Genomic DNA, 25493 nt, shown 5'->3' with positions numbered 1-25493 from the left:
TCTTTCCTAAGTTTAGTATCGTGCTATATTCTGTGGTGAAGAAAGGTTTTCTGCCGCTAGATTGATTTTCGTGTGAGGGATGCGGTGAAAGGACAGCAATTATTTTATAGCTTCTTACCTGGTGTAACGGCAGCGGTGTTAACAACTCAGCCTGCTTGGGCTGGTACTGCGAAACTAACTGGGGTACAACTGGCGTCTTCTCCGAGTGTTTTGACTTCTACTTATGGTCAAGACTTGGTTGTAGACACCATAAATAGGCAACTGCCTAACAGTGCAAATGTTAGTGTTCCAACCCTAGTACCTGCTTTGGGTTTTACTAAACTTAGTGTGAAACCTTTAAGTAATAACAGTATTCCAGTATTTACGGCTGAAAATACTGTTGTACCAATAAAACAACTACTTAAGAAAGATAAAGGTAGATTTTTCAGTTTGACAGCTACCTCTAATCCTTCCCAAGCTCAAAAGAACCAAAAACAGAGTAATTCAAGCGCTGATGGGCAGAAATTAAAGAAGATAGTAGTTCCCAACTACACTTCAAAACCCCTTTCTGTCCAAAAAGAAATTTTGTCCCTGTCTTCTGTACAGCAGCCAGTGGTTCAAAAGATAAATACTGTAACTCCATTGCAAACATTTTTACAAACTTCAGCCACAGGTGCAGGAGCAGCAAAACTGTTGTCAGCGCAGAGGTGTCCACAGGAGTTGAGCAAAAGCAAAACTGACTCCTTGGCTGTGCTACTAACCTCAAGCACCTGCTTTCGACAAAATGCTATTGGTGGTCGCTTGGCTCAGAGTAATACCACGATTCCGACAGATTCGACGCCAATCACTCCGCCAGGAACCGTAACTCCTGCACCAGGGGGTTCGGTGCAACCTGCTAATGTACCAACAACCGTAACTCCTGTGCCAGGGGGTTCGACGCCAATCACTATGCCAGGAACCGTAACTCCTGCACCAGGGGGTTCGGTGCAACCTGTTACTGTACCAGCAACTGTAACTCCTGTACCGTCAGGGTCGGTGCAAATTCCAAACAACCTGATTCCTAACTCAAATCCTCTGCAATTTCCCACCAAACCGGAGGAAGTGCAACTTCAGGGAAATCAGCCGATTACTTTGACACAGGCTCTGGAGCTAGCACGGCGTAACAATCACGATCTACAGGTGTCCTTATTGGAGCTAGAACGCAATAAAGCAAGTCTACGTGAGGCGCAAGCTGCTTTATTGCCCACTCTGGGAGTTAGCACGGATCTGACTCGTAGTCAGTCTGCTAGTAGTCAGCTTCAGGACGAATTAAGTGGGCGAAATGGCTTATTATCTAACCAAGATCAACCTACTACATCTTTTTCTGGTCAAGCACAACTTTCATATAACCTTTATAGTTCTGGGAGAGTGCAAGCTAGCATCAGAGCGGCTGAAGAACAGGTACGTTTCTATGAGTTGGCTGTAGAAACTCAGTTTGAGACAATCCGTCTGAATGTTGCGACTGACTACTACAATCTGCAACAAGCGGATGAACAAGTACGGATTGCCCAGTCGGCTGTGCAAAACTCTGAAGCTAGTTTGCGTGATGCAGAAGCTTTAGAGCGAGCTGGGGTTGGTACGCGGTTCGATGTGTTGCGATCGCAGGTGAATTTAGCAAATGCCCAACAAAATTTAACTAATGCTAGATCCCAGCAGTCAATTTCCCGTCGTCAATTAGCAACTCGGATAAGTTTGCCGCAAGCAATAAATATCAGTGCCGCTGACCCTGTACAATTAGCTGGTCTTTGGAACCCAACCTTAGAACAAAGTATTGTGTTGGCTTATCAAAATCGTCCAGAACTGCAACAGCAGTTAGCACAACGCAATACCAGTGAGCAACAGCGTAGACAGGCCCTTGCCGAGCTAGGCCCTCAAATTAGTTTGGTCGCCAATTACAACCTGCTAGACCAGTTCGATGATAATGTCAGCGTTACTGATGGTTATTCATTTGGAGTTCAGGCAAGCCTAAATTTGTTTGATGGGGGAGCAGCAAGAGCAAGAGCAGCTCAGCAAAGAGCTAATATTGCGATCGCAGAAACTCAATTTGCTGAACAGCGCAACCAAATTCGCTTTCAGGTAGAACAAGCCTATTCTACCCAGCAATCTAGTTTGGAGAATGTTCAAACCGCTAATACCGCTTTAGAACAAGCCAGGGAAGCTCTACGTTTAGCACGTTTGCGATTCCAAGCTGGTGTAGGTACTCAAACTGATGTGATTAACTCTGAAAATGACCTCACCCAAGCTGAAGGTAATCGAGTCACAGCAATTTTGGATTACAACCGCGCTTTAGCTCAGTTACAACGGTCTGTTACCCTCAGAGCATTCCGCTAATTAGCTGAAACTCAACTGAATCAATACTTTTGACTGCTGTTGTGTTGATCGGGGCATTACACAGTCCAGTAGCGTTTCTAATAAAAGCTAGCTAAAAGCCTCATTTATTCAGTGTATTTACTGGAAATATGAGGCTTTTTAGCTCCTCTTAAAAGCTGTTTACCGACGCGCTCGCTTCCATTATGGATGGAAAAAACAAGTCAAATCCTCTTTCCTTCTGCCTCCTGCCTTCTGCCTTGTTTTGTAGGGAAGGAGTTATTTTTGTGAGGTCTGTATTGGACTTAACAGAGAAGCGCGATAGTCAAATTTGGACTAACATAACTGAGTGTTCGTAGTTTACCGCCGTAGGCATCGCTTGCCTTTTCAAAGACTAATGACTAAAGTAACATCTCAAGAAATTGCACAGTTTCGCTCTCAATTGGCAGACGATCCTAGCGATATGGAAGCGCTGGATTTAATTGAAGACTGTGATGGAGATTTGGAAGATGCAGCGATGACGTTAGCTATCCGAGCAGGACAACAACCAGAAAGAGCAAATTCCGAGTGGTTAGATGCCTTGGCGAGAAAATGGCGTGTGGTCATTTGCGAACAAGAATATCGAGAAGATTTGCTTAATACTTCTCTTCAGAAGATGATGGAACATCTAAAAACAACGCCAACATTTCCTAAGATTTTGGCAACGCCAGTTTTGCTATATGTCCTCAAGCAAGGCATAAACAATTTTTGTGAGCCACTAGATTTGTTAAAATAATCTGCCCACATTTTAATTATGAGATTAAAATTGCGGCTACCCGAACATAGACGCATTCGCGGAGCGTCTCGTAGAGAAGCGGCTTCAAAACCCTTAATTTGACCTTAGTCCGCACAGAAGGACTACCCTGTGGGAAGACTTTCACTGTGTTTGTGTAGTCCTTCCAGTGCTTTGGTACAAAATGTGAGCCTCCTAACTTCTGATGTAAGTCTTGGAGTAATCCAGGTGTGTGAATTCTGGTGATACGAGGTTCAATCGACCAGGACTGATACGCTGTTAATTAAGGCAAAACTTCTATTAGACAAATTGTAAAATCAATGAATTACCTTGTTGCCGTATTACCAGACCGCATTCAAGCCGAAGCTGCTTACTTAGCTTTAGAAAAAGAAGGCATTAACAGCACTATTTTGGGGAGGGGGTATAAAACGGCTGACGAGTTTGGCTTAATTGACCCCAAAGATCAAGCTAAAAAGCAAGCAAAACAGATGGCAACTTGGCTGATACCATTTGGCTTTTTTGCAGGTTTTACATTCAGCCTGATTACTGGTTTAGATACTTTTGCCTGGGCGGGTGAAGTTGGCAATCACATTGTTGGCGGACTGCTGGGTGCTGCTAGTGGTGCGATGGGTGGTGTGGTTGTCGGTGGCGGAGTCGGTTTACTTATAGGTGGTGGTGATGCTTTACCTTATCGCAACCGCTTAGATGCAGGTAAATATTTAGTTGCCGTTGAAGGTTCTGAAACTCTTACTCGCCAAGCAACCAAAATATTACGTCAGTTCGATCCAGAAAATATCCAAGGTTATGCCGACACAAATACTGTGTATTGAATAAATCATAGTTTACACATTACGACACAGCGGCTTGAGTTACTTTCCTATTCTTGGGAGATGGCATAAGCCGCTGCGATCGCCAACAAATCTCAAGTAGAAAGGCTAACCCAATCTGGACGGGAACTGTAGAAATGGGAATTAAAGCTAGAATCAGGATAGTTATAGCAGATTAATTCTCAATTCATAACTCATAATTTTTAAGAATGTTGCCACGAGAAGAACTTTTAAAAGGTGTTGAAAATCGAGATAGTGTCGCTCGTGCAATCGATCAAGCGGAGCAAGCGATCAAAACTTGGGAAGTAGTTTTGACAGATTTTCTATCCCCCCCAGAATTGGCAGAAATTCAACGGGTGTTTAACCGATTAACAGAAGTGCAATTAGTCGCGTGGGGTGGATATCCGCAAGCTGAACGCCAAAGAATAGCGATCGCTCGTTCAGAACTTCCGTTAGATCAATCTCAAGTCAGCATTGTAGCTGTAGAAATTGCTGGTAATTTCCTGTTTGATACCGCCTCTCACCGCGACTTTTTAGGCGCAATGTTGGGGACAGGAATTGTTCGTGAAAAGACGGGAGATGTGATTGTCTTAGGAGAACGGGGGGCGCAGGCGATTGTTGCCCCAGAGTTGGTAGAATTTTTGTCAATGAGCCTGAAACAGGTGCGATCGGTTCCTGTGAAAACTCAGCAGATTGAGATAACTGAATTAAAGGTTCGGGAACCCAAGAAAAAAGAATTAACTACTGTGGAGGCTTCTTTAAGATTAGATGCGATCGCATCTGCTGGTTTTGGTATGTCCCGCAGCAAAATGGTTGATTTCATCGATGCTGGTGATGTCCGCGTCAATTGGAAGGAAGTTACCCAAGCTAGTTCTCAAGTCAAATCAGGCGACTTAATCGCCATTCGCTCTAAAGGGCGTTTAGAAGTTGGCGAAATCGCCGTTACCAAAAAAGAGCGTTACCGAGTTCAATTAACAAGGTATATGTAATAAGTTAGGAGTGAAAAGTTAGGAGTAAGCAGTTTTAAATGTATCAGTTTATTTAACTTCAAACTCCAAGCTCTTCTACAGACGCGATGAATCGCGTCTCTACTCCTAAATATATACTTAATACTTAGGCTTTAAAGCGTTTCGCTAACATATTCAATAGAAGTTTACGCGGTACAAGCCGAGATAATTTGCTTCTAATTTGAGTCGTACTATCAGAGCTAATAACAGTTGGATAGCCTTTTTCTAAAGCCTCTAAAGATTCCCAAACCACTTTTTCGGAAGAATAAACTTTATCTGTACTGCCTGCCAGCGCTGGAGGAAAATTAGCTTCTGCAAAAAAGTTTGTTTCTATTGGCCCTGGACAAGTAACTAAAATACGCACACCATACTGATAATTTTCTGCCCATAATGCTTCACTAAAGCTGAGAATAAAAGCTTTACTTGCAGCATAAACAGAAAGATATGGTATTGGTTGAAATGCGGTAATAGAGGATACGTTAATAATACTTCCAGAACGACGTTGGCGCATCAAGGGTAAAAATTTATGAGTTAAATCTACCAATGCTAAAATATTTAATTGTACTATTTTGACTTGTTTTTCTCCATCCCCTTCAGCAAAGTCACCATAGCAGCCGAAACCAGCATTGTTGATTAATAAGTCAATGGTTAATCCCTTTAATTTTGTGGCATCAAATACACTAGCTGCTGCATTAGGTTCTGTGAGGTCTTTAACTATAACGTCTACTTGAATGTTGTGTTGTTCTTGTAGTTGTTTAGCTAATTGGCTCAGTTTATCTTCAGAACGAGCAACGAGTACAAGATTTGTCTTGCGTGCAGCTAGTTCTTGAGCAAAGGCTTTACCAATACCACTAGAAGCACCAGTAATTAAAGCAGTTGGCATTCTACATATTTAGATAATTTTTAAGCACTTATAAATTTTAGCGATGTTGGCTATAAGTTTTAACTACCCAAAGTGATATACTAAAAAGGGTAAAAGGATTACTTAGTACTGAAATGAAGGTTAGTTTTCTGTACTCAGAATTTCACAATGGAACCTATTGCAAAAATCGAAATACAGATTTATCGCTATCTCAATCTCAAAAAATAGTTTGTGGAAATTTTTGCTAAATTCAGCCTTCCAATTGACTGATTCTTCTTGCGGTTTTCTCTGAAAGTATAATTGCCGCTTATCCAGATATTTTTTCTGAAGTCCAATGTCAAAAATAATGATTTTTTTCATAGCGATTCAAATTAATTTTGAATTGCTAATTACCATTTTTCAGACCAATAGATAATTTCTGAGGTAGAACTATTAATAGCAACGCCGTAGCTATCTCCATGATTCCACTTAAAGCCAGGTCTACCTTTGTCATCTGTATTTAATACCAGTATTTCATAAGTAGCTGGAAAAGATTCTGTAGGAGAATCACTAGTATAGAAGAAAGTTGTCGGCACACCGTTAGGTTGGTTTATGTGGTCGTTTGTGTCACCACCTATATATTTGTGCTTGGCACTATTTCTATATTGTAAAAGTAATTTTTCTATCTTCTTTGGTGGCTCTTTTAACCTAATTTGAAAAAAACTACTTCCTTGCAAAACTTTGGGAGAGTAAGCAATACGAACGTCTTTAGCGTCAGGGGGAATCTCATTAGGAAAATGTTTTACTTGGTCATTTTCAGACCATAATTGACTACGAATTTCTTTGTAGCGTGATGTATCAGTTATAATTTTAGGCTCGCTAGTACTGCTAAAAGTTGTTCTCAGAAAAAAGCTTCCCCCGACAATACTAAGACTAGCAAGGGCTAATAGAAATTGCGATCGCTTCATCAAGTTGGGTGTGTCTAACTTTCATAGTCATATACCCAACTAATAAACTAAATTCGTACTATTGCGGATATCCAATCAGAGATATTAACAGAAACTTTGTGTATTTAGAGGAAAATTGGGATAATTGTAAAATTAATGTGAAGTTGGTCAATGATTACCTAGTCAAATACCGTAGGCGATCCTCGTTGAGACTAGTACTACCGTTGTAGCTAACAAAATCAATTCCACAGCCATGCATTTTTTTTCAATTCTTCCTGATGTAGCAACAACTAAAGCGGATATATAAATAGTAGATGCACCTTAATTAAATCACAGCCTTCAGCTTTTAGTTGAGGGCTTTTTTTTATTTTTGATACTTTTTTATTCTGGAAAAAACTAAATTTGCTTAAAAGTCTAATTTGCCCGGATACGGCAATAAATAAAGCGGATTAATAAATGGTAGATGCACCTTAATTAAATCATAGCCCTCAGCCAAAAACTGGAGGCTTTTTTATTGCTATTTTTTTTTAGCCGTCAAAAAACTAAATTTGCTTAAAAGTCTAATTTGCCCGGATATGGCAACAAATAAAGTGGATTAATAAATGGTAGATGCACCCTAAAAAATTACAGCCCTCAGCCAAAAGCTGGAGGCTTTTATTATTTCAATATCGATGGCAGCAAACTGGGAGCTAACCACAATGCATAACCAATAAATCCAAATAGCAAAGTAATTAGAGCAGTAATGCCGTAGCTGATGCAAATTAATAAACCATCAGATTCGATCGTGGCAACAGTCAAAAGTAAAATACCGATAGTCGGGATAGGATTTGTAAACGGGATTGGTAATATTAGTAATACTGTTAATAAAGAGATACAAAACCCATTAATTCGCCAAATTAAAGGATTATGAGCTATTTTTGGTAATCGGGGACGGGCGATTTTCTGGAAAACTTTGGTAAGCCGTCCCAAATTTTGCAAAAGTAACTGGGCGAAGGAACGAGGAAATTTGTAGTTAGCGATTCTTTTGGGTAGCCAAGGCGATCGCCTTCCTAAAAGCATTTGCACTGACAACAGTAGACAAGCACCACCAAATGGGCCAGTTAACCCCGGTGGCATAGGAAGTAAAAAAGGCAAAACTAATAATGTAATTACCAGGCTGAAGCCCCGTTCTGAGGTTTCTGTCAGAATATCACCTAGAGTCAGGGGTTGTTCAGCTAGGCGTTGCAACAGGGACTTTATATCTTGAGAAAATCTCAGATGCATTTGGCGTCAATTGATGCGAGTTCCCACTTTGTAGTAAAGCAGAAGAGGGAGAATAACTTCTAAACTCTGCTAATTTTAGATTTTGGATTGAAGGAAAATCTAAAACCTAAAATCTAAAATCTAAAATTGAATGACTCCTAACTCCTGTTTTCTGGAGGTACAAAAACAGCTATAGCTTTAGGTATAACCCGAAAATGAGCAGGTGTGTAAGTAGTGATTTCACCATCTGTATTGATAGGGCGAGGTTTGCGAGTATGTACCTCTATTTCTTGACCTTGAAGGGAGCGTACACTCTGCCAATGTATATGTCGCCCTTGTCGCATTGCGGGTAGTAATAATATAACCTGCCACCAGTGTTCAATCTCCAAGCTATAAAGGTCTAGCCTTTGATCGTCTATTGTGGCATCGTCAGCTACTGCCATACCACCACCGTAATAGCGGCCGTTACCGACAGCAATTTGCACTGTTTTGACGCGAACCAATTCACCGTTGATCGCAATCTCTGCTGTAAAAGGTCTAGCTTCCAAAATCACTTGCAATGCAGTAGCAGCATAGGCAAATACTCCCCAGCGGCGCTTAACTTCTTTGGTAAGTCGTTGGGTAATTTTTACACTCAATCCCATACTGGCAACGTTAAAAAAGTGCTTGCCATTCACACAACCCAAGTCGATGCGCTGTAAATGTCCATCTCCAATAATTTTGCAAGCTTCGTTGAGGGAATTTGGAATTCCCAAAGTTCTCGCGAGATCGTTAGCAGTTCCCAGAGGCAAGATTCCCAAAGGTAACTGAGTTTCAATTAAAGCATCTACGGCAGCATTTAGAGTACCATCTCCTCCACCAATAATTACTAAGTCAACTTGATGCTTATAGCGAAGTATAACTTCAGCAAGATGTTTGGGATCTTCTGTAGACTCCTCAATTAAATCAAAGTCAAGTGTTTTCAGATATTGAATCGCTTCCGACAGACCCTTTTGCCCTTGGCGAGCGTGACGATTTACTAACAGCAGTGCGCGGGAACTCATGGGTGGTACCTTTTGTTGTTGATATGTCCAATTATCCGCATCTATATATTTTGCTTGAAGTTGACTACAAAAAAGTATTTAGGCTGTTATGAAAGTTATCAAGAATTCATTTTCCTAATACTTATTATATTGTGAATAATAATTTTTAATTTTTCTTTTTCTTTAGTTTAGCTCTACTAGACGTCAGTGTGTTTATCTTCAACAAATATAATTATTACTCCCTAGATAAATGAACTTTAGGTGTTTTTATTTATGAAATAGCGAGTTGTTCAAATATTATTATGCCAAACACAAGAGATATTTTTCATTAAAATAGATACATATACAGCAGATTGCAACTTTGTCAGGTACAGATTATTGTAAGGGCACAACAATGTTCATAGGTGTCAACTTAAGCTAAAAGGTTTGTCAGATATCGGTTCCAGCCTCTGGGCTGGAAATGCACTTCAATTGCGGCTCTGCCACCAGCAAGGGAGGCAGAGCCTCTAGGACAGCATTCCCAGTCTGAGCAGAGGAACGAGACAACGAGACAATATCTAAAAGCTTTTTTGGTTGAGAAAGTAATTATAAGCTGTTCCACATTTAAATTGCATATACTAGACGGGCAAGATGCCCATCCCACAAGAGTTATATTTAATTCGATTATGCAAATTAGATGTTTTTTAGCTTATCTGTAAACTTATGCTGTGACAGATTGAAAATTATCTACGTTAAAGCGATCGCACCTTGAAAGCTACTTTTTAGTCTCAATCTCTATATTCATTTTGAATTTTGATTTTATGACTTTTTCGGGTCGGTGTCGCCACCAATAATTGCTTGAAACACGTCTCCTAGCAAAAACAAAAACGCTCCAATTAATACTACAAGCATTAAACTCGCAAGGGCAGCAAAGGGAGAGAGGATAAACAAGATTAAAAGCCCAAACATCAAAATCTTTAGTAATGTCTTATTCATCTTTTTTCATATTGAATAATATGTGTATTCTCTACAAATAATCGATATAATTAACAATCTGTCACCTGTCCTCTGTTAGATTTTACCTGTGCGCGCTTACTTTTGTGGTCAAGGCGTTTTCTTTGAGAACTGCGAGTTGGTTTAGTGGGTTTGCGTTTGATTGTCACGACAACTGCGCTTTGAATGAGTTCTTGAAGTCGTCTCAACGCTGACCCGCGATTATTCTCTTGACTTCGGTGCTCTTGGGCTTTAATTACAACTACTCCTTCTTGGTTAATGCGTCGATCGTTGAGCTTTAAAAGCTGTTGTTTATAATAATCAGGTAATGATGAAGCCGCAATATCGAAGCGCAAGTGGATAGCGGTAGAAACCTTATTGACATTTTGGCCTCCTGCTCCTTGGGAGCGAATCGCAGTAATTTCAATCTCAGTCTGTGGGATAATAACTTTGTTGGAAATTTGCAGCATTACTCACAAGGAAAAAATAAACTTGTAACTTTGAGATCAACTTTCTTTACTCGGTTTGTTCGGTTAATATCATTACATCTGGGTCTTCATTGTTGTTCAAATTCACCTCTAAAGTCTGTCCTTGGATTGTCACTTTATCGCCCGGTACTAGTCGCCGTCCTCGTCGAGTTTCCAGCATCCCATTTACTTGAACATTGCCACCTTGAATCATCAGCTTGGCTTGGCCTCCAGTTGGTACTATACCCATCAACTTTAAAAATTGATTTAGCTTAATTGTGTTGTCTCTAATTTTCTTCATAGTAAATAAATGTACACGATCTTAATTGTATCGTTACCTTCTCAAGCTAAAGGGTAAATCTGTTACACCAGATAATCAGCTAGGTACAGTATTTTATTAATTCGTAGCAAATTAAATTTGGCAATACCCTGCAATACCATTGCATCGGCTGACAATGCCATTGCATCGGCGAACAATGCCATTGCATCGGCGAACAATGCCATTGCATCGGCAAACAATGCCATTGCATCGGCGAACAATGCCATTGCGTCGCCCTGCGTTTAACAACATTATGCTTTTACGCAAAACTTTACTGAGAAATGTGAATTTACAGTAGTTTTCATTTAATTGAACCATATACAAGTAGATGGGCGTGAATAAATATACCTCTAATGCGTGGTGTATTTACCTGAAAATTGCTGCTTTTATTGATTGGCTGTGGTGGAGCGTGAGCGTAGCCTGTGGTAGACATCGCAATCACAAAAACTGTAATACCAGTTATTATCTATAATGTTGATCGACAAAACTGCCAGATATGGGCTAAAAACTAGTCTGGAAAGTTCTTTTAGTGTGTTCAGGGGACTGGATCTATGATTAAGCTTGGTTTATTGGTACAGTCCCAGAATAACTCTTTGGGTATCGGAAAAGTTACGGAAATATCTGATACCAATGCGATCGTTGAGTATTTCTGCTCTATAGGCCAACGTCTCCAAAAAACTTTACCTTTAAGTTCGCTCTTTGAAGTCAAGCTTGAACCCCAAGCTAGATGCTATATCAAGTTCCCAACTCAGGATAAATGGATAGTTGGCAGAGTTTTTATTTGGGATGATGATACAGAAATGTATCAAATTGATTTACCAGATAAGAAAACTGCGATCGCTTCTGTTGAAGATATTTACGTTCGCTGTAATCTACCAAATACAGACCCCATCCAAACTCTGGCGATGAAGGGTCACGAAACGCCTTATTTCCACGACAAAAGATTGGCTTTCGTGAAATCCTTGACTCAGCAACGCGCGGTGAGTCGCGGGATGACGGGACTGATTTCGGCAAATATTAATCTTTATCCTCACCAAGTTGAAGTAGTCAGGCGGGTACTGGAAGACCCAATTCAACGCTACTTGTTAGCAGATGAGGTGGGACTGGGAAAAACCATCGAAGCGGGTGCGATTCTACGTCAATTTCTTCTCGACGAACCGAAAAAAGGTGCGATAGTGATAGTTCCGCAATACTTGCTCAAACAATGGCGGACTGAGTTAGAAAACAAGTTTTACATCTCCCATTTTGGCAAACGGGTAGCGGTGCTGGCGGTTGAAGATATTCATAAAATCAACCTGAAAGCAAGGATAGGCTGCTTAATTTTAGATGAAGCCCATCACATCGCCGCAATGGCAACCTCTAAGGATGCAACAGTGCGCCAGCGTTTTCAGACTTGCAAAGAACTTGCTCATAAAAGCGATCGCTTACTTTTATTATCTGCCACTCCGGTTCTCAATCACGAGCAGGATTTTCTGGCCATGTTGCACTTGCTCGACCCAACAACCTATAAAATTGGCGATCTAGAAGGTTTCCGCACCAAAGTTGAAAGCCGTCAGCAAATTGGTAAACTTCTGCTTTCTTTTAAAGAAGGTGCAGAACCAGAGGTTCTCAAAAGCAACTTGCAGCAATTGCGAAACCTTTTGGCTGAAGATAAGTATTTACTGAAGCTGGCGGATGATTTAGAAAATTGTTTACAAGCAAATTCTACCGAGCAAGAGCAAATCGTCCAAGCGATTCGCGTCCACGTCAGCGATATCTATCGACTACATCGGCGAATGCTTCGCAACCGTCGCGCTGCGGTGGAAGATGTGATATTTGACCGCAACTTTACGCCAAAAGAAGAGTATGATTTAGACGAGCGATCGCTTGATATCCACGAACTCCTGAATCAATGGCGGAGTGTTGCTCCTGCTGAAAAGCCATATCAACGAGTTTTTCTGCTGTTATTTCTCGCTGCTGGTACTTGGTTAGGGATTTTAGAACAAGTAATTACGGCGCGTTTAACTGCGAAACCTCATGCTAAACTGATCCAGGAATTTAAAGAAGATGATGTTCGTTTATTAACTACAACCCCCAAATTCTCAGGGGAAGAAGAGATTCTCCAATCCTTACTAAAAATTGTTCGTCAACCTCAAGAGGACGGACAACGGACAGAAAATTTGAAAACAGTACTGCTGAATCAGCTAGGTACTTATTTCAAAATTCCCGCAAACGTTCGGAAGAATCAAAAGGAATTCATCACGAGAATACAGCAGAGAATCAAGAGACCAATTACTGGCGATATTCTGCCCAAATTTATTGTATTTACCAGTTTTGTGCAAACTTGTGGCGAAATTGTCCGATATTTATCTGATACCTTTGGTGCAGAGACAGTAGCCAGCCATCAATTTGGAGAATCACCAGACAAAGTTGAGGAAGGCTTAAATCGGTTCAAGAATAACCCCAACTGCTTTATTTTAGTATGCGATCGCTCTGGAGAAGAAGGACGGAACCTCCAGTTTGCCGATTGGTTAATTCATTTTGACCTTCCTTGGTCGCCTAATCAATTAGAACAGAGAATTGGCAGACTTGACCGCATTGGCAGCAAAATTGGCATCCAATCTAGCGCCTTGATTGGCCCCTACTTGGAAGATAGCCCTCACAATGCTTGGTATAAAGTATTAAAAGATGGGTTTGGTATTTTCCAACAATCAATTGCCAGTCTACAGTTTTATGTCGATGAGAAACTTGCAGAATTAGAAACAGTTTTGTTTCAATCAGGTGCGGCTGGATTGTTAGAGATGGTTTCACCAATTCAAGAGCAAATTGAAGCGGAAATAGCCAAAATTAGCGAACAAAATGCTCTAGATGAAATTGATGCAAACGATGAAATTGCTACCGAGTATTTTCAAGAGCTAGATAATTACGATGCTCGTCATCTAGAAATGAAACGAGCAATTGAAGGCTGGATTTGCGACGCGCTGGGATTCAGAGGACTGAATAACCCCGATTCATCAGAGATGCGACGTTATCAACCAACAACGCGGACATTGGTTCCGATAAATGATTTACAAAACCGTTTTGCTGAGAGTTCTTTAGACCAATTTGGTACTTATAATCGCAGAATAGCAAACCAAAATGCTGGTGTTAAACTCTTTCGAGTTGGGGAAGGATTTGTCGAAGCACTCTTGAACTATATCAACTGGGATGACCGAGGTGAAGCCTTTGCTCTCTGGCGCACTGATGCATCTTGGGATGCGAAAGAAGGGAAGGAATGGTTCGGTTTTCAATGCAATTATGTAGTCGAGGCAAATTTAAGAACTGCCAAACAAGTTTTACTAGATAACAAACTCGATAATTCTCAATTCAAAAACTTGCAGCGACGTGTTGATGCTTTATTTCCACCAATTATAGAAACTATCTATGTTGATGGTCGCAAGCAGCCAATCCGGGTTGTTGAGGATAAAGCGCTTTTAAGTATTCTGCAACGTCCATATAAAGATAAAAACAATAATCAAGGACGAGATTACAATCTAGCAAAAGAGCGCTTAGGAATTATTGACGATTTTGTTGATCCTAGTAAATGGCAAAATTTTTGCTATGAAATGCGTAATGCTTCTTCAGAATTACTTGCCAATCGTCCCGATTTTATTGACTTATGTCAAAGTTGTGCTAAAGTCGCCGAAAAGAAATTAGCCAATAGAGTAGAACAATTACGCCTACGTTTAAATCAGCAAAGTTGGGATAATGCATTAGCTGAAGAATTGAAGATAGAAACTGCTTTAAATGCAGCCATTCTAGAAGGAATTCGCCAGCCGCTTCTGAGACTTGATTCTGTAGGTTTTATTGTGGTATCGGGGCGATCGCTTGTGCAATTTGAGTGATATTATGTGCGATTAAATAGCTTTGGTAATCCTATTTGATTTCCAACAATTGAGAGCTTGAGAACCCCGACTTTTTAAAGAAGTCGGGGTTCTTTTTATTTTGGTGTTATTGATGACATTGCTGTAAAAACATATACACCAGTTTTCAAGTAGATGATGTACAAAGTACAGGACTGCTAAAATTATGTTTTTATTGAGAATGAATAATGAAGGAATAAGATTTAGAAAAAACGCGATCGCTGTTATTAGGCAGGGGTGTAGTCTATCGCAGTATCAAATAATTCACAAACAACAGGAGAACCGATGACTGATAAAAAGGTCGTGCTAGTAACAGGAGCATCATCTGGATTTGGGCTGTTAACTGCTCAAAAGCTTGCTCAAGAGGGTTACTGGGTCTTCGGTACTAGTCGTAAGGAACATCCAACTGTACAAGATGTGGAAATGTTGACACTCGATGTTACCTCTGAGTCTTCAGTGCAATTATGTATCAAACAGTTGCTTGCACGGACTAATGGCATTGATTTATTGATTAACAATGCTGGACAAATTCATGCCAGCATGATTGAAGAAACTTCTTTAGAACAAGCCAAGGAGGTTTTTGAAACCAATTTTTGGGGTGTTGTCCGAGTTAGCAATGCTGTTTTGCCAGTTATGAGACAGCAGCGTAGTGGACATATTATTAATATCAGTTCGCTGGCGGGATTGATTGGCGCACCAGGACAAGGTTTTTACAGTGCAAGTAAGTTTGCACTCGAAGGTTATAGCGAAGCATTGAGCGTGGAACTAGACCCTTTCAATATTAAAGTGTCTTTAATTGAGCCTGGTTACTTTAAGACCAACTTCAACCACGCCATGTTATCACCCACATTGAATTACCCTGATTACGACAATGTACGCGATGTGATTCGCTCAACTGTTAGTCAAGAAATTGCACAAGGCGACGATCCTGAAAAAGTCGCACAGACGATTCTATTTGCTGCTCGTAGTCGGTCGCCACGATTACGCTATCGTGTTGGCAATGAGGCACAATGGTTGCCTCGCTTAAAAGCAATATTACCAGATAACTTATTTCGATTTGGTGCGCGTAAGCGGTTGAATTTACCATAAATCACAGCCAAATCGACAACGCCCGATATTACACGCTCAAAGAAGGTGCTAGGGCTAAAGTTTTTGTCAAATCGGTAAGCAGAATGCGATCGCAGAGGTTAAACAATTCTGCCTCAGTAGAAGTATGTCGCATCAACCGTAAAAAATGACCTTCAGTGTCAACACTCAGGGCAATGTAGTTGAGGAACATTTTCAGGTAGCCTACGCGCGATCGCTCTGGCATAGTTGCCGCTGTGGGGGTTTGCCATAAACGATCGATATAGTTGCGTACCTCCGCTAAAGGAACGGGCGCGATCGGTTCTCTTCGCAAAGCTTGCCGAATTTGATTAAAAAGCCAAGGATTCCCGATCGCCCAGCGTCCCACCATCACACCCGCCGCGCCCGTTTGAGAAAGCACTTCAACAGCAGTTGTCGCCGAGTTAATATTGCCATTAGCAAGCACTGGACAATGAACTCGTCTAACTGCTTCAGCGATTAAATCATATTTCACTGCCCCGTGGTACATATCTTTTACTGTGCGACCATGCAAACTCAGCAAATCAATGCTGTGGCGATTGATTATATCTAGAATTTTGTAAAAATTATCTGTATTTTCAAAGCCTACACGCATCTTGACGGTCAAAGGGCGATCGCTGACTGCTTGCCGCAGTTCTCCCAAAATTCGATCCACTTTTTCCGGCAAGAGCAGCAATCCACCCCCAACATTTTTGCGATAGATTCTAGGCGCGGGACAGCCCATGTTCAAGTCAACTCCAGCGATATTATAGTTGCAGAGTTCCTTTGCTGTTCTTACTAAGTCTGGAATGCTTTCGCCAATCATTTGCGCAAAAACGGGGCGACCTGTGTCGTTTTCGGTGATTGCTGCCAGAATGCTACGATTGAGCCGTGAGGTATCATTGACGCGGAAATATTCAGTGAAAAAGTAGTCAGGGCTGCCGTAGTGGGCAATGACCTTCATAAACCAGAGGTTTGTCACATCCTGCATAGGCGCAAGAGCGGTGAGGGGTAAGTGTGGATAAAACGATTGGGGGAGCGATACCTGGGGCATAAAGATGAAAAGCGATCGACAAAGCTCACTGTTAAGTTATAAATAGCCAGACGTAAATCAATTAAAGTTTGTAGTGTTCGCATAGCGTCTCGTAGAGAGGACTTTAGTCCTAATTATCGTTGCTTTGAGCGATTCATCGCTCACTACAAACTAGGAGTTTATTAGTAATTTATTCAACAATCTTTTTTAGAGAAACTAACTAATACCACAAGCTGCTAATTTTACAGCTAAAGCATCGGGGTAGCGCCACGGTTGAGAACCACCAATCCAAATACGTGAGGGTAAATGACCGATTGGTGCTTTGAGACTAAAATTGAATTCCGAATTTGCATAACTATAATTATATATATGCCAACCAACTTGATGACAAAAAATTCCATAGTCTCCATTCACGTTTTTGTAAATAAGTGTCTGTATGCTAAAACCAAAGCGTTTATGACTGTAATTCACCCATAAAAGGTCAATGGTCTGCAAATCTTCACAGGGAAGTTTCTCAAAATCGCTACTAAATATATAGCTACCTCTAGGCTTTGCTAGTGCTTGACATATTAGTTCCCAAGTTTCTCGATCTGCTAATTCCCATTTTCCTTTTGCTAATAAATCACGCAACTGCGTATAATCAATAGTATTTACTGTACGATAATTAGAAATATTTAGCAATTTCTTTGGTTGTTGCTCCACTATCTGTAAAACTTCCGTTGCCGATTGGAAGCGTAGCGAAACGGCATTTTGTAAAAGTTTATCTAAGATTTCACAAAGGTGAACGCTAACAGTATTCTTTGCTGGTAAATGTTCTTGCCATACCCAGCGATCGCTAGCAATATCGAACAAGTCAAAGGGAGAAACATCGGTAAGCAAGTAAATACATGTTACACCCAAGCTGTAAAGATCGCTAGCTGGTAATGCCTTTCCTCGCATTTGTTCGGGAGCGATATATTCTGGACTACCTACTATTGTGCCGGTACGAAGTTGCTTCATATTATTGGCGAATTTAGCAACTCCGAAATCGATTAAAACCAAGTCTCCTCGACCTGAACGGCGCATAATATTTTCCGGTTTAATATCTCGGTGAATTACTTGTCGGGAATGGATAAATTGCAATGTAAGCAATAAACTTTTTAATATCTCCAAAATTTGCGGTTCTTGAAAAACGCCTTGTTTTTGCAATTCCTGGGCGAGTGTTTGTCCATCGACTAATTCCTCAACAATATAAAATTTTTGATTTTGTTCAAAGTGCGCTAGTAATTTGGGTATTTGAGAGTTTTCTAGTTCATTGAGATGAAGGGCTTCTTGATGAAATAATTTGACTGCCTTATGCCAAATCTCAGTATTATCCTTTTGAAAACATAGTTGTTTGACCGCACATTTGGGTTGATCTGGAAGATGTTCATCAATAGCTAAAAACGTTCTCCCAAAGCCACCGCTTCCAATGATGGCGAGTGGACGATATCGCTGTTTAAGTAATAATTCCTGACCACAACTATTGCAAAAACGAGAACTGTCAGAATTTTGGGGACGTAGGCAATCAATATTGGTACAGTAGCTCATACTATATGAGTTCTATTTGTTGCAATTACTATATATAAAGTATTCCCATCAGAAGGGCACTCTTACTAGTAGAAAATACAGCGATTGCACTTTATAAGTTTTGGCATAGTAGCAGTGTACTGCCTGTTGCAAGCGATCGCTGCTTTGGTGCAACTTTGACTCTTTGAATTTTTGGTCAGATACAAGGGTAATACAACTAAGTACTGATATTAAAAGCTACCTTATTCAATATTTAGTTGCCTCTGCAATGCGTTCCCCAAAGCGTAGTGAAGGTTTAGTTAAAATTTTGACTGAAACTGAACGAGAAATATCATAAGGACTACTGGCTTATAAAGTAAAGTAGTGAATCTTAAAGTTATTTCTGTTATTCTTCTAAAAGAAAATTCGGGGTTGCATATTTGCGGGATGATTTTACTATTTTTGTGGGATGGGCAACATGAGCGTCCCTTGTATTTCCGGGCGGGCAGGATGCCCACCCCACAAGAATCTCCCTTAATTCAGCAACGCCGAAAATTCTTTTGCTCCAAGTCTTTCTCCTATTTATATTAACCAAGTATGTGTCTCAATGATGTAGTGATTGACCGTGCCAGCCCCAGTGATGTTACTGAAATCGTCAAGTTGGCCCAAGCCAATGACGCAGAACATGGTGGTATGTTATTAGGTCATCTTGAGCCAGAGGCTGTAATGATGACTATCTCTCAAATGCCGAGCGTTGTAGCCCGTAAAAATGGTCAAGTTGTAGGATTCTTACTCAGTTGGTCAAAGACAACTGCTAATCTACCAATTATAGCGGTGATGTTACAAGCCTATCCTGGTAAAAAAGATGCTTACTTGTATGGCCCCATTTGTGTTGATGAAACTATGCGTGGGAAAGGTATTGCTGCGGTAATGTTTGCTAAGTTGAAAGATTTTCTACCAAAGCGGGAAGGAATACTGTTTATCAACGCAAATAACAAAGCATCACTTCAAGCACATCAAAAGATGGGTGTGTGCAAGATGGCAGAGTTCATCTATGAAGGCACTGAATTTTTGATATTCGCGTATAATAGCTAACTACTTGATAGGTTCTCTTTAAAATTAAACTGAGTGGCTAATCTAGATAATTTAAGTGATTTACTACTTGCTTAATCTGGAAAGTGACACAAGATGTTATTAGCCAACAACCAAAAAATTTATTTCATGAGGGAAAATGAGGCTTGATGGTATAAATTATTTGTCCATAGGTCTGTAATTTGCTCTTGTTGAAGTCTAAACCTCTATGCATTTACTCAAGGTATCAATTTTGACATTTCTAGCCACTACATTTTCATTTAGTCAACAAAGCCGTGCTGATAGCAGTGCGCCCTGAGCCGAATCAATTTGAGTGGCGTTCAATTACTAAACATTCATTTTGTACCCTGGTAAGCATATCGTTAAAAGCAGGAGTATAACAACCATCTTTATCAACAACCCTACGGAGAGTATACTCACCAGCCCGAGAAAGTCCGCCGAACCAAACGTTCTTTCTGTGCCAAATATCTCCATTGAGAGAATTGTTATCTTGGGACATTGTGAAACTGACAATCGATTTTGAAACTGGTATTCCTAACAGAATAGGTGTGATTTGAGCTTGTTGCAAAGTTTCCTCTTCAAACTGAATTTTGTAACTTACTTTAAACCATTGAATTAAACGTAGTAATATCCAGCCAGTAATCGAGTCATGAAAAGTCCACTGTAACGGGGCGAAGATCGGTAAAAGCAAAGCTTTATTCTCTATATCCCATTCTAAATTGTACATAGTAATGCAAGTATCTGGCAGTGGATTGCCATCCATAAAAAATACACCTTTAAGCACAGATGGCAAGTTTGTTTCTTTGATTGGAATCATCCAGGTTGCAATATTATTTAGTTGCTTTTTCTCAATTAATTCAGCCATATAATTTGTAATTACTTCCTTTCAGCTAAAAGAATACCTAAATTTTTAACGAACCGAGTCAGAGACAAGATGAGTAATCTGGCACTAGAAAAAGAGTAAAATCAACTCAAAAAACCAGAACAATTACCAACTTATAATTCCGCACAAAAAGTAGGGGATTACAGATGTGCATTGGTGAAAGCCAGCCTATAACAAGCTCTAATGACAGGTGTGCGCCCCTACTGGAAGTCCCTTACTCACAGTCGTTGAGCAAAACCTTGTAGTACCAAATTATTAGGAGTAACGGCAGTCACTTTTTCAAAATCCCACTTGACTTCTGTAATTGAGTCCCATTGATAGTTGTGAAACAGATGTAAACAGAAAATTTTGATAAAGCCAATTGATAAGGATGTACCAGGACAGGCTCGTTCATGCCCTTCGCCATTCCAAGATAAGATATCTGAAAAATTTCGTGTTAGGTCAAAATCATCTGGATTTTGGTATCTATTGGCATCCCGATTAGCTGTAAGAATAGAGCCAAGCAAGCGAGTACCTTTTTGGAATGGACATTTTTGTTCTCCAATCTCAACTTCACCCGCTTCAGTGGTGAGTTGGCTAACAAATCGCACAGGTGGATAGAGACGAGCTGTTTCCAAAATCACTTGATTGAGAAGTGTTAACTTTTCTAGAGCATCTGGGTCTAAAGTTTTCTTGCCATTCCAAACTGCATTCACTTCTGACACTACATCATTTCTGAGAGTATTATTCAAGCAGAGAACACCAATAACTGATCCTAAAAGCGCACTCGTGCCGGCAGTACCAGCAATATGAATCATATCGAAAAGGGTATTAGCGATTTGGTGTTCGTTCAACTGATACTGAGCGCCTGTTTCCAAGTAAGATGCCCATTTAGCTGATTGTTTATATCGCTTAGTTAAATATTGACGATGCCGAATTTTTGGCGCTGTTAATATTGCCAGCAGATACTTGCTGATAAAATTAGGCAAGGATGCAAGAGCCAAACCTTTAATGTAACTATTGGATGCTGTGATTTCTTCTTCAGATAAAGATATCTGAAAAACTAGTTGGTGCAAAATCGACAGCATAATCTTTGGCAAATCGTTGCCGATGTGTAATTTGCCTTGTTTAGCAGCTTCTAACAAGCTTTGCTCAACTAGATTCCCTAAAAAGTCTATTTTTTCAGACGGTTCTGGTAAGGCTTGTAAGATTACAGTACGTAGTCCTGTGTGTTCGTTACCGTTTGTTCCTAAGCTGAGAGGATTATCTAACAGATAGCTAGGAGCTAATATTCTGATGATGCCTAAATCATTTCCCCGCAGTTGTGGTTGGGTTTGCATTAATTCTCTCACCTGCGAGTGAGAGGAATGCATAATTGCTTGGTCTACTGCAAAATACTTATCTCCAATATTATCCTTACGGATGTAGAGAAAGTCCCGCCATGCATTGAGCATGATTGATGCATCTGTGTAATAAAAAATCAAGCGTAGAAACTTGCCGATCGCAGTGTCGTAACCTACTTTAGCTAGTATAGGTGCAAGCCAAAGCTGGCGATCGTGACCTTTGAGGACTTTATCTTTAAGTGTCATAGTATTTATTTTGAGTCATTTGTCATTTGTCATTTGTCCCTAATTCAGATATTGATGCTCTGAGGAATTTTAGAAGGAAGCAGGTACTCATAGGGTGGACGGTGCAAATTACGTTGCTTGATGGTATCTTCTACCTGCTGAAGATTACTCTGGAATGCTTCTAAGAATAGTTTTACTTTTTGGTCTGTAAAGTATCCTTGCTGATAATCACCCAGCTTGTTGTAATACACAGATCCCAACAAGCTGAGTAGGTTGTATTGCCGTTGTGCCTGATCTAAGGGAGGGAGCAAATTAAGGTAGTCTTGCTCAGTAACTTCTCTTTTGAGAGTTGAGGCTGGTAAGTAACCTGCCATTGGAATCGCTGCGGCGTAGCTCATAAAATCTTTTTGCGGAAAGTTAACCGCAGCGTGTTGAGCGCTGGCAGTGAAAATAATCAGCGTAGTGGCGTCAATTAGGTAATTGCGCGTTTTGATGCTCCCATCTTCGCCAAAATCGGGGATGCGACCACCATCGTAAGCTGGGATTTCGGCTGCCCACGCTTGCAATGCTCTGTCTTTTTGAATGTCTTCATCGGTGGTGTAGTAAAGGTTTAGGTAGTCTGAAACCCATTGATGAATGGCATTCCAGACTAGTAGGGCATCATCCCGGTAAGGATAAACAGGCAAGAGGTTGGGATCGTCTACACCGCGCTGTTGAAATTGCTTAGGTAAGATGGCACTGTTAAAACCATAGCTTTGCAAGGCTAGCACTGCTAAAACGCGAGAGTTATCGATTGATGATGAGAGTAATCTATCGACACCACCGCCTGGAGCTATGAGAATCCGTTGAGCGGCATCGTTAATTGCCAAAGTGCTGTCAAAATGCGGGTGTAGTAGAATTCTTAGGGGATGAGTGAGTGGGAGTTGTCTTGCGGTGGCGATCGCAAATGCACCAATTAACAAGTGAGTTCTTGCTAGATGAGTAACAGCTTCGTGGTAGTTGGCATCTGCTATTTGGACAATTGTTTTAGCAAAAAGCCAAGAGTATTTACCGGAGTTAGGGGTAACAATTGGATAATCTGGGCCTGGGGTTTGACCGCATTGAATGGCTATTGGACGCAATAAACGAGTGGGGTCTGAGCCTTTGGGTAAGGCAAATAGTGCTAGGGGAGCATAGAGATATTTTTGCTCGTGTGGGAATGTACCGTTGACCGCACCATCTAAAATTTTATAGTCAGCTAAGTAGAGTCTGCCTTCAAGTCCGGCTGCTGCTAGTGAATCGTCAGTTCCCATCACTGCTTGGTAATGTTCGTCTGTGACTGGGAAGCGATCGCCTGGAGTAGTTACCCGCGCGATCGTGACGGGATTGTAGCCAGCCACTCGCATATAGGCAAATACTTCATCTTCTTGGTAAGTTTTAGCGATCGCTGGTACACCAATCACAGGAAACAAATTTTCGTAGTCCTTGAGACTAGTTGCATGTCCTGTAGGCTGTCCTTCGTATAGAAGGTTAATTATCCTATTTAGGGCATCTCTGAGAATCACAAGTCCGTTTTCTTTTAAAATAGAATAAAAAAGATCGTCGAGTTCTCTAACATCCTTAGAAATGCCTTTGAGTAAAAACTGAGGGATAATTTGCAGGATTCTTGCCAGAATAGTGATTTTTACTGGTACTGCTCCTTTGAGGAAGGCTTCTAAAATAAATCTTTCAACATCGTCACGAATCGATTTAGAACCTTGATTGCCTCTGTTGACAATCAAGGTATTGATAAACACAACTCGTAACTGCTGGGCTAATAAAAAATACCAGTTAGTAGCGAACTCTTCGGCAATAGAAAGCCGATCTAGCATCGCAATAGATGGAATATGGGTGTAGTTATATTGATACTCTTGCCTAGCTATATCTAAAGTATGAGTACTTGATGAGCTAATTGAATTTTCTGGTGATGAAGCAGTCATTGACTCTACTCATGTTTAGTAGGGGGAACTTTAATAGTTTAGGATAAACAGGTTTGAGTTACCTAAACTTATTATCGCAATCAAGTTTAAAATTACGATTTTTCTAAATAAATTTTCTGGATTTTATCAACTTCTGAACCACGCACTAAATATTTAGAAATCTTGCAAGAAATATTTAGCAATACAAATAATATTTGCCAAAATTTAGAAACAATTCTCAAAGAACACTTTCGGACTAAGGTATTGTGTTTGAGTTGACATTTGAACCACTGAAATAAGATCGGGAATACGACTATCAGATTCTTTCTCTGCTGCCGATGTCTCAAATAGTTCTTCTGCTTACACAGCGATGGAATATTTTTCTATTACCTTCCCTCTATCAAAAATCTATCTCTATTTCACTGCCTTTATCCTTCAACAGTTAGAAGCAACGAATTTTGCTCCATGCAAAGCTATGGAAGAAAGTTCTCATACTGTGGCCAAAGGATAAATTTGTGGATATTAGCAGACGAAATTTACTGAAGGTAGTTTCTGCTTCTGGTTTAGGTGGAGCTGGGGTATTTGCTTTACAAGGTTTAACCAAACAGGTTTTAGCGCAAAATCAGTCTACCCCACTCCAGATAAAAAAAGGTGAAATGCTCTACAGGCAACTAGGACGCACCAAAGAACAAATATCTGTAATTGGTCTAGGCGGTCATCATATTGGTAGACCAAAAGATGAACAAGAGGGTATTAATTTGATCCGTACTGCTCTTGATCGCGGGATCAATTTTATGGACAATAGCTGGGATTACCATAATGGCGGTAGCGAAATTCGCATGGGTAAAGCTCTGCAAAATGGTTATCGTCAAAAAGCTTTTCTGATGACAAAAATCGACGGTCGCACAAAGGCGGCGGCTGCTCAACAAATTAATGAATCTTTAAAACGTTTGCAAACAGACCACATTGATTTGTTGCAGCATCATGAAGTTATTCGTATGGAAGACCCAGACCGGATTTTTGCCCCTGGTGGTGCGATGGAAGCAGTTCTGGAAGCACAAAAAGCTGGCAAGATTCGCTACATAGGCTTTACTGGACACAAAGACCCTTTAGTACACCTGAGAATGTTGGAAGTTGCCAATCAAAACAATTTCCGTTTTGATGCAGTGCAGATGCCGTTAAATGTTATGGATGCCCATTTCCGCAGTTTTGAGAGGCAAGTTTTACCCAGACTGGTTCAAGACGGAATTGCTGTACTGGGGATGAAATCAATGGGCGACCAAAACATTCTCAAAAGCAATGTGGTCAAACCTATTGAATGTCTGCATTACGCGATGAATCTGCCAACTTCAACGGTAATTACAGGCATTGAAAGTATGCCCATCTTAAACCAGGCTTTCGAGGCAGTACGTACTTTTACACCCATGAGCCAGGAACAAGTTAGAGCATTACTGAATCGGACTCGCCAAGCTGCTCTCAAAGGTCAGTATGAACTGTTTAAAACCACTAACCAATTTGATGGTACAGCCAAAAATCCTGAGTGGTTAGGATAAATTTTAGCTAAAGCGCGTTTAAAAACTAAGGATGAAAGCGATTTGGAACATTGCAAAGGGATGCAATGGCATTGCAGAAGCACGCATTAACATTGCAAGGGGATGCAATGGCATTGCAGGGGCACGCATTAACATTGCAAGGGGATGCAATGGCATTGCAGGGGCACGCATTAACATTGCAAGGGGATGCAATGGCATTGCAGGGGCACGCATTAA

At 40.6% G+C, this 25493-nt stretch carries 23 protein-coding genes; 9 read left to right on the top strand and 14 right to left on the bottom strand.

What is annotated here, in order from left to right:
• Positions 1 to 84 precede the first annotated feature (84 nt).
• The 4 genes from V7K44_RS09030 to V7K44_RS09015 all read left to right on the top strand — a co-directional run bounded on the left by V7K44_RS09030 (position 85) and on the right by V7K44_RS09015 (position 4913).
• Positions 85 to 2349, top strand: coding sequence for a TolC family protein (locus tag V7K44_RS09030; protein WP_334930680.1), 2265 nt, complete (start codon positions 85 to 87; stop codon positions 2347 to 2349).
• Between the two features lie 373 nt (positions 2350 to 2722).
• Positions 2723 to 3100, top strand: a complete 378-nt coding sequence (locus tag V7K44_RS09025; protein ID WP_334930678.1) for a hypothetical protein — start codon at positions 2723 to 2725, stop codon at positions 3098 to 3100.
• Between the two features lie 317 nt (positions 3101 to 3417).
• Entirely contained in the window at positions 3418 to 3927 is a 510-nt protein-coding gene (locus V7K44_RS09020; protein ID WP_289797297.1) for a hypothetical protein, read from the top strand.
• Positions 3928 to 4133: 206 nt separating this feature from the next.
• Positions 4134 to 4913 carry a photosystem II S4 domain protein gene (locus V7K44_RS09015; protein WP_334930676.1) on the top strand — a complete coding sequence of 260 codons (780 nt, stop codon included), beginning with the start codon at positions 4134 to 4136 and terminating at the stop codon, positions 4911 to 4913.
• A 124-nt stretch (positions 4914 to 5037) separates the two neighbouring features.
• Here V7K44_RS09015 and V7K44_RS09010 read toward each other — a convergent pair whose 3' ends face one another.
• The 9 genes from V7K44_RS09010 to V7K44_RS08970 form a co-directional block, all read right to left on the bottom strand.
• Complete coding sequence (locus V7K44_RS09010; protein WP_334930674.1) at positions 5038 to 5814, bottom strand: SDR family NAD(P)-dependent oxidoreductase; 777 nt, start codon at positions 5812 to 5814, stop codon at positions 5038 to 5040.
• Between the two features lie 368 nt (positions 5815 to 6182).
• The gene (locus V7K44_RS09005; RefSeq protein WP_334930672.1) at positions 6183 to 6740 is read right to left on the bottom strand and encodes a hypothetical protein; all 558 of its coding nucleotides are present in this window, start codon (positions 6738 to 6740) and stop codon (positions 6183 to 6185) included.
• 636 nt (positions 6741 to 7376) lie between these two features.
• Entirely contained in the window at positions 7377 to 7982 is a 606-nt protein-coding gene (locus V7K44_RS09000; protein ID WP_099103413.1) for an exopolysaccharide biosynthesis protein, read from the bottom strand.
• A 137-nt stretch (positions 7983 to 8119) separates the two neighbouring features.
• Positions 8120 to 9004 (bottom strand): lipid kinase, encoded by an 885-nt coding sequence (locus tag V7K44_RS08995; protein WP_334930670.1) that lies wholly within the window; start codon positions 9002 to 9004, stop codon positions 8120 to 8122.
• Positions 9005 to 9781: 777 nt separating this feature from the next.
• Complete coding sequence (locus V7K44_RS08990; protein ID WP_334930668.1) at positions 9782 to 9958, bottom strand: hypothetical protein; 177 nt, start codon at positions 9956 to 9958, stop codon at positions 9782 to 9784.
• A gap of 50 nt (positions 9959 to 10008) precedes the next feature.
• Entirely contained in the window at positions 10009 to 10425 is a 417-nt protein-coding gene (gene arfB, locus V7K44_RS08985) for an alternative ribosome rescue aminoacyl-tRNA hydrolase ArfB (protein ID WP_334930666.1), read from the bottom strand.
• A gap of 46 nt (positions 10426 to 10471) precedes the next feature.
• A complete protein-coding gene (locus V7K44_RS08980; RefSeq protein ID WP_334930664.1) occupies positions 10472 to 10723 on the bottom strand; it encodes an RNA-binding S4 domain-containing protein in 252 nt (83 codons plus the stop codon).
• A gap of 62 nt (positions 10724 to 10785) precedes the next feature.
• Positions 10786 to 10968 (bottom strand): hypothetical protein, encoded by a 183-nt coding sequence (locus V7K44_RS08975; protein WP_334930662.1) that lies wholly within the window; start codon positions 10966 to 10968, stop codon positions 10786 to 10788.
• A 74-nt stretch (positions 10969 to 11042) separates the two neighbouring features.
• Entirely contained in the window at positions 11043 to 11174 is a 132-nt protein-coding gene (locus V7K44_RS08970) for a hypothetical protein (RefSeq protein WP_334930659.1), read from the bottom strand.
• Positions 11175 to 11292: 118 nt separating this feature from the next.
• Here V7K44_RS08970 and dpdE point away from each other — a divergent pair, with 118 nt between their 5' ends.
• Together dpdE and V7K44_RS08960 are read left to right on the top strand one after the other, a co-directional pair.
• Positions 11293 to 14604 (top strand): protein DpdE, encoded by a 3312-nt coding sequence (gene dpdE, locus V7K44_RS08965; RefSeq protein ID WP_334930657.1) that lies wholly within the window; start codon positions 11293 to 11295, stop codon positions 14602 to 14604.
• 303 nt (positions 14605 to 14907) lie between these two features.
• Positions 14908 to 15711 carry an SDR family NAD(P)-dependent oxidoreductase gene (locus V7K44_RS08960; RefSeq protein ID WP_334930655.1) on the top strand — a complete coding sequence of 268 codons (804 nt, stop codon included), beginning with the start codon at positions 14908 to 14910 and terminating at the stop codon, positions 15709 to 15711.
• A 28-nt stretch (positions 15712 to 15739) separates the two neighbouring features.
• Here V7K44_RS08960 and V7K44_RS08955 read toward each other — a convergent pair whose 3' ends face one another.
• Positions 15740 to 16759, bottom strand: a complete 1020-nt coding sequence (locus V7K44_RS08955; RefSeq protein ID WP_334930653.1) for a tRNA-dihydrouridine synthase family protein — start codon at positions 16757 to 16759, stop codon at positions 15740 to 15742.
• Between the two features lie 195 nt (positions 16760 to 16954).
• Positions 16955 to 18307, bottom strand: coding sequence for a serine/threonine-protein kinase (locus V7K44_RS08950; protein WP_334930651.1), 1353 nt, complete (start codon positions 18305 to 18307; stop codon positions 16955 to 16957).
• A gap of 555 nt (positions 18308 to 18862) precedes the next feature.
• On the opposite strand from V7K44_RS08950, the gene V7K44_RS08945 reads away from it, so the two are divergent.
• The gene (locus V7K44_RS08945) at positions 18863 to 19360 is read left to right on the top strand and encodes a GNAT family N-acetyltransferase (RefSeq protein ID WP_334930649.1); all 498 of its coding nucleotides are present in this window, start codon (positions 18863 to 18865) and stop codon (positions 19358 to 19360) included.
• Positions 19361 to 19661: 301 nt separating this feature from the next.
• Here V7K44_RS08945 and V7K44_RS08940 read toward each other — a convergent pair whose 3' ends face one another.
• From V7K44_RS08940 to V7K44_RS08930, 3 genes are all read right to left on the bottom strand, one after another.
• Positions 19662 to 20222 carry a hypothetical protein gene (locus V7K44_RS08940; protein ID WP_334930648.1) on the bottom strand — a complete coding sequence of 187 codons (561 nt, stop codon included), beginning with the start codon at positions 20220 to 20222 and terminating at the stop codon, positions 19662 to 19664.
• Positions 20223 to 20458: 236 nt separating this feature from the next.
• Positions 20459 to 21808, bottom strand: a complete 1350-nt coding sequence (locus tag V7K44_RS08935) for a cytochrome P450 (protein WP_334930646.1) — start codon at positions 21806 to 21808, stop codon at positions 20459 to 20461.
• 44 nt (positions 21809 to 21852) lie between these two features.
• On the bottom strand, positions 21853 to 23745 hold the full coding sequence (locus V7K44_RS08930; protein ID WP_334930644.1) for a lipoxygenase family protein: 1893 nt from the start codon (positions 23743 to 23745) through the stop codon (positions 21853 to 21855).
• Positions 23746 to 24239: 494 nt separating this feature from the next.
• On the opposite strand from V7K44_RS08930, the gene V7K44_RS08925 reads away from it, so the two are divergent.
• Entirely contained in the window at positions 24240 to 25277 is a 1038-nt protein-coding gene (locus V7K44_RS08925; protein WP_334930642.1) for an aldo/keto reductase, read from the top strand.
• Between the two features lie 31 nt (positions 25278 to 25308).
• A partial coding sequence (locus tag V7K44_RS08920) for a hypothetical protein (RefSeq protein ID WP_334930640.1) occupies positions 25309 to 25493 on the top strand: 185 nt, incomplete at its 3' end.

The organism is Nostoc sp. (assembly GCF_036917235.1).
Classification (GTDB): Bacteria; Cyanobacteriota; Cyanobacteriia; order Cyanobacteriales; family Nostocaceae; genus Nostoc.
This window is presented reverse-complemented; position numbering and strand designations above follow the sequence as displayed.

Excerpts from the sequence above, each read along its gene's own strand:
- V7K44_RS09025 (WP_334930678.1), top strand. The coding sequence starts at position 2,723 with ATGACTAAAGTAACATCTCAAGAAATTGCACAGTTTCGCTCTCAATTG.
- V7K44_RS09020 (WP_289797297.1), top strand. The coding sequence starts at position 3,418 with ATGAATTACCTTGTTGCCGTATTACCAGACCGCATTCAAGCCGAAGCT.
- V7K44_RS09015 (WP_334930676.1), top strand. The coding sequence starts at position 4,134 with ATGTTGCCACGAGAAGAACTTTTAAAAGGTGTTGAAAATCGAGATAGT.
- V7K44_RS09010 (WP_334930674.1), bottom strand. The coding sequence starts at position 5,814 with ATGCCAACTGCTTTAATTACTGGTGCTTCTAGTGGTATTGGTAAAGCC.
- V7K44_RS09005 (WP_334930672.1), bottom strand. The coding sequence starts at position 6,740 with ATGAAGCGATCGCAATTTCTATTAGCCCTTGCTAGTCTTAGTATTGTC.
- V7K44_RS09000 (WP_099103413.1), bottom strand. The coding sequence starts at position 7,982 with ATGCATCTGAGATTTTCTCAAGATATAAAGTCCCTGTTGCAACGCCTA.
- V7K44_RS08995 (WP_334930670.1), bottom strand. The coding sequence starts at position 9,004 with ATGAGTTCCCGCGCACTGCTGTTAGTAAATCGTCACGCTCGCCAAGGG.
- V7K44_RS08990 (WP_334930668.1), bottom strand. The coding sequence starts at position 9,958 with ATGAATAAGACATTACTAAAGATTTTGATGTTTGGGCTTTTAATCTTG.
- arfB (WP_334930666.1), bottom strand. The coding sequence starts at position 10,425 with ATGCTGCAAATTTCCAACAAAGTTATTATCCCACAGACTGAGATTGAA.
- V7K44_RS08980 (WP_334930664.1), bottom strand. The coding sequence starts at position 10,723 with ATGAAGAAAATTAGAGACAACACAATTAAGCTAAATCAATTTTTAAAG.
- V7K44_RS08975 (WP_334930662.1), bottom strand. The coding sequence starts at position 10,968 with ATGGCATTGTTCGCCGATGCAATGGCATTGTTTGCCGATGCAATGGCA.
- V7K44_RS08970 (WP_334930659.1), bottom strand. The coding sequence starts at position 11,174 with ATGTCTACCACAGGCTACGCTCACGCTCCACCACAGCCAATCAATAAA.
- dpdE (WP_334930657.1), top strand. The coding sequence starts at position 11,293 with ATGATTAAGCTTGGTTTATTGGTACAGTCCCAGAATAACTCTTTGGGT.
- V7K44_RS08960 (WP_334930655.1), top strand. The coding sequence starts at position 14,908 with ATGACTGATAAAAAGGTCGTGCTAGTAACAGGAGCATCATCTGGATTT.
- V7K44_RS08955 (WP_334930653.1), bottom strand. The coding sequence starts at position 16,759 with ATGCCCCAGGTATCGCTCCCCCAATCGTTTTATCCACACTTACCCCTC.
- V7K44_RS08950 (WP_334930651.1), bottom strand. The coding sequence starts at position 18,307 with ATGAGCTACTGTACCAATATTGATTGCCTACGTCCCCAAAATTCTGAC.
- V7K44_RS08945 (WP_334930649.1), top strand. The coding sequence starts at position 18,863 with ATGTGTCTCAATGATGTAGTGATTGACCGTGCCAGCCCCAGTGATGTT.
- V7K44_RS08940 (WP_334930648.1), bottom strand. The coding sequence starts at position 20,222 with ATGGCTGAATTAATTGAGAAAAAGCAACTAAATAATATTGCAACCTGG.
- V7K44_RS08935 (WP_334930646.1), bottom strand. The coding sequence starts at position 21,808 with ATGACACTTAAAGATAAAGTCCTCAAAGGTCACGATCGCCAGCTTTGG.
- V7K44_RS08930 (WP_334930644.1), bottom strand. The coding sequence starts at position 23,745 with ATGACTGCTTCATCACCAGAAAATTCAATTAGCTCATCAAGTACTCAT.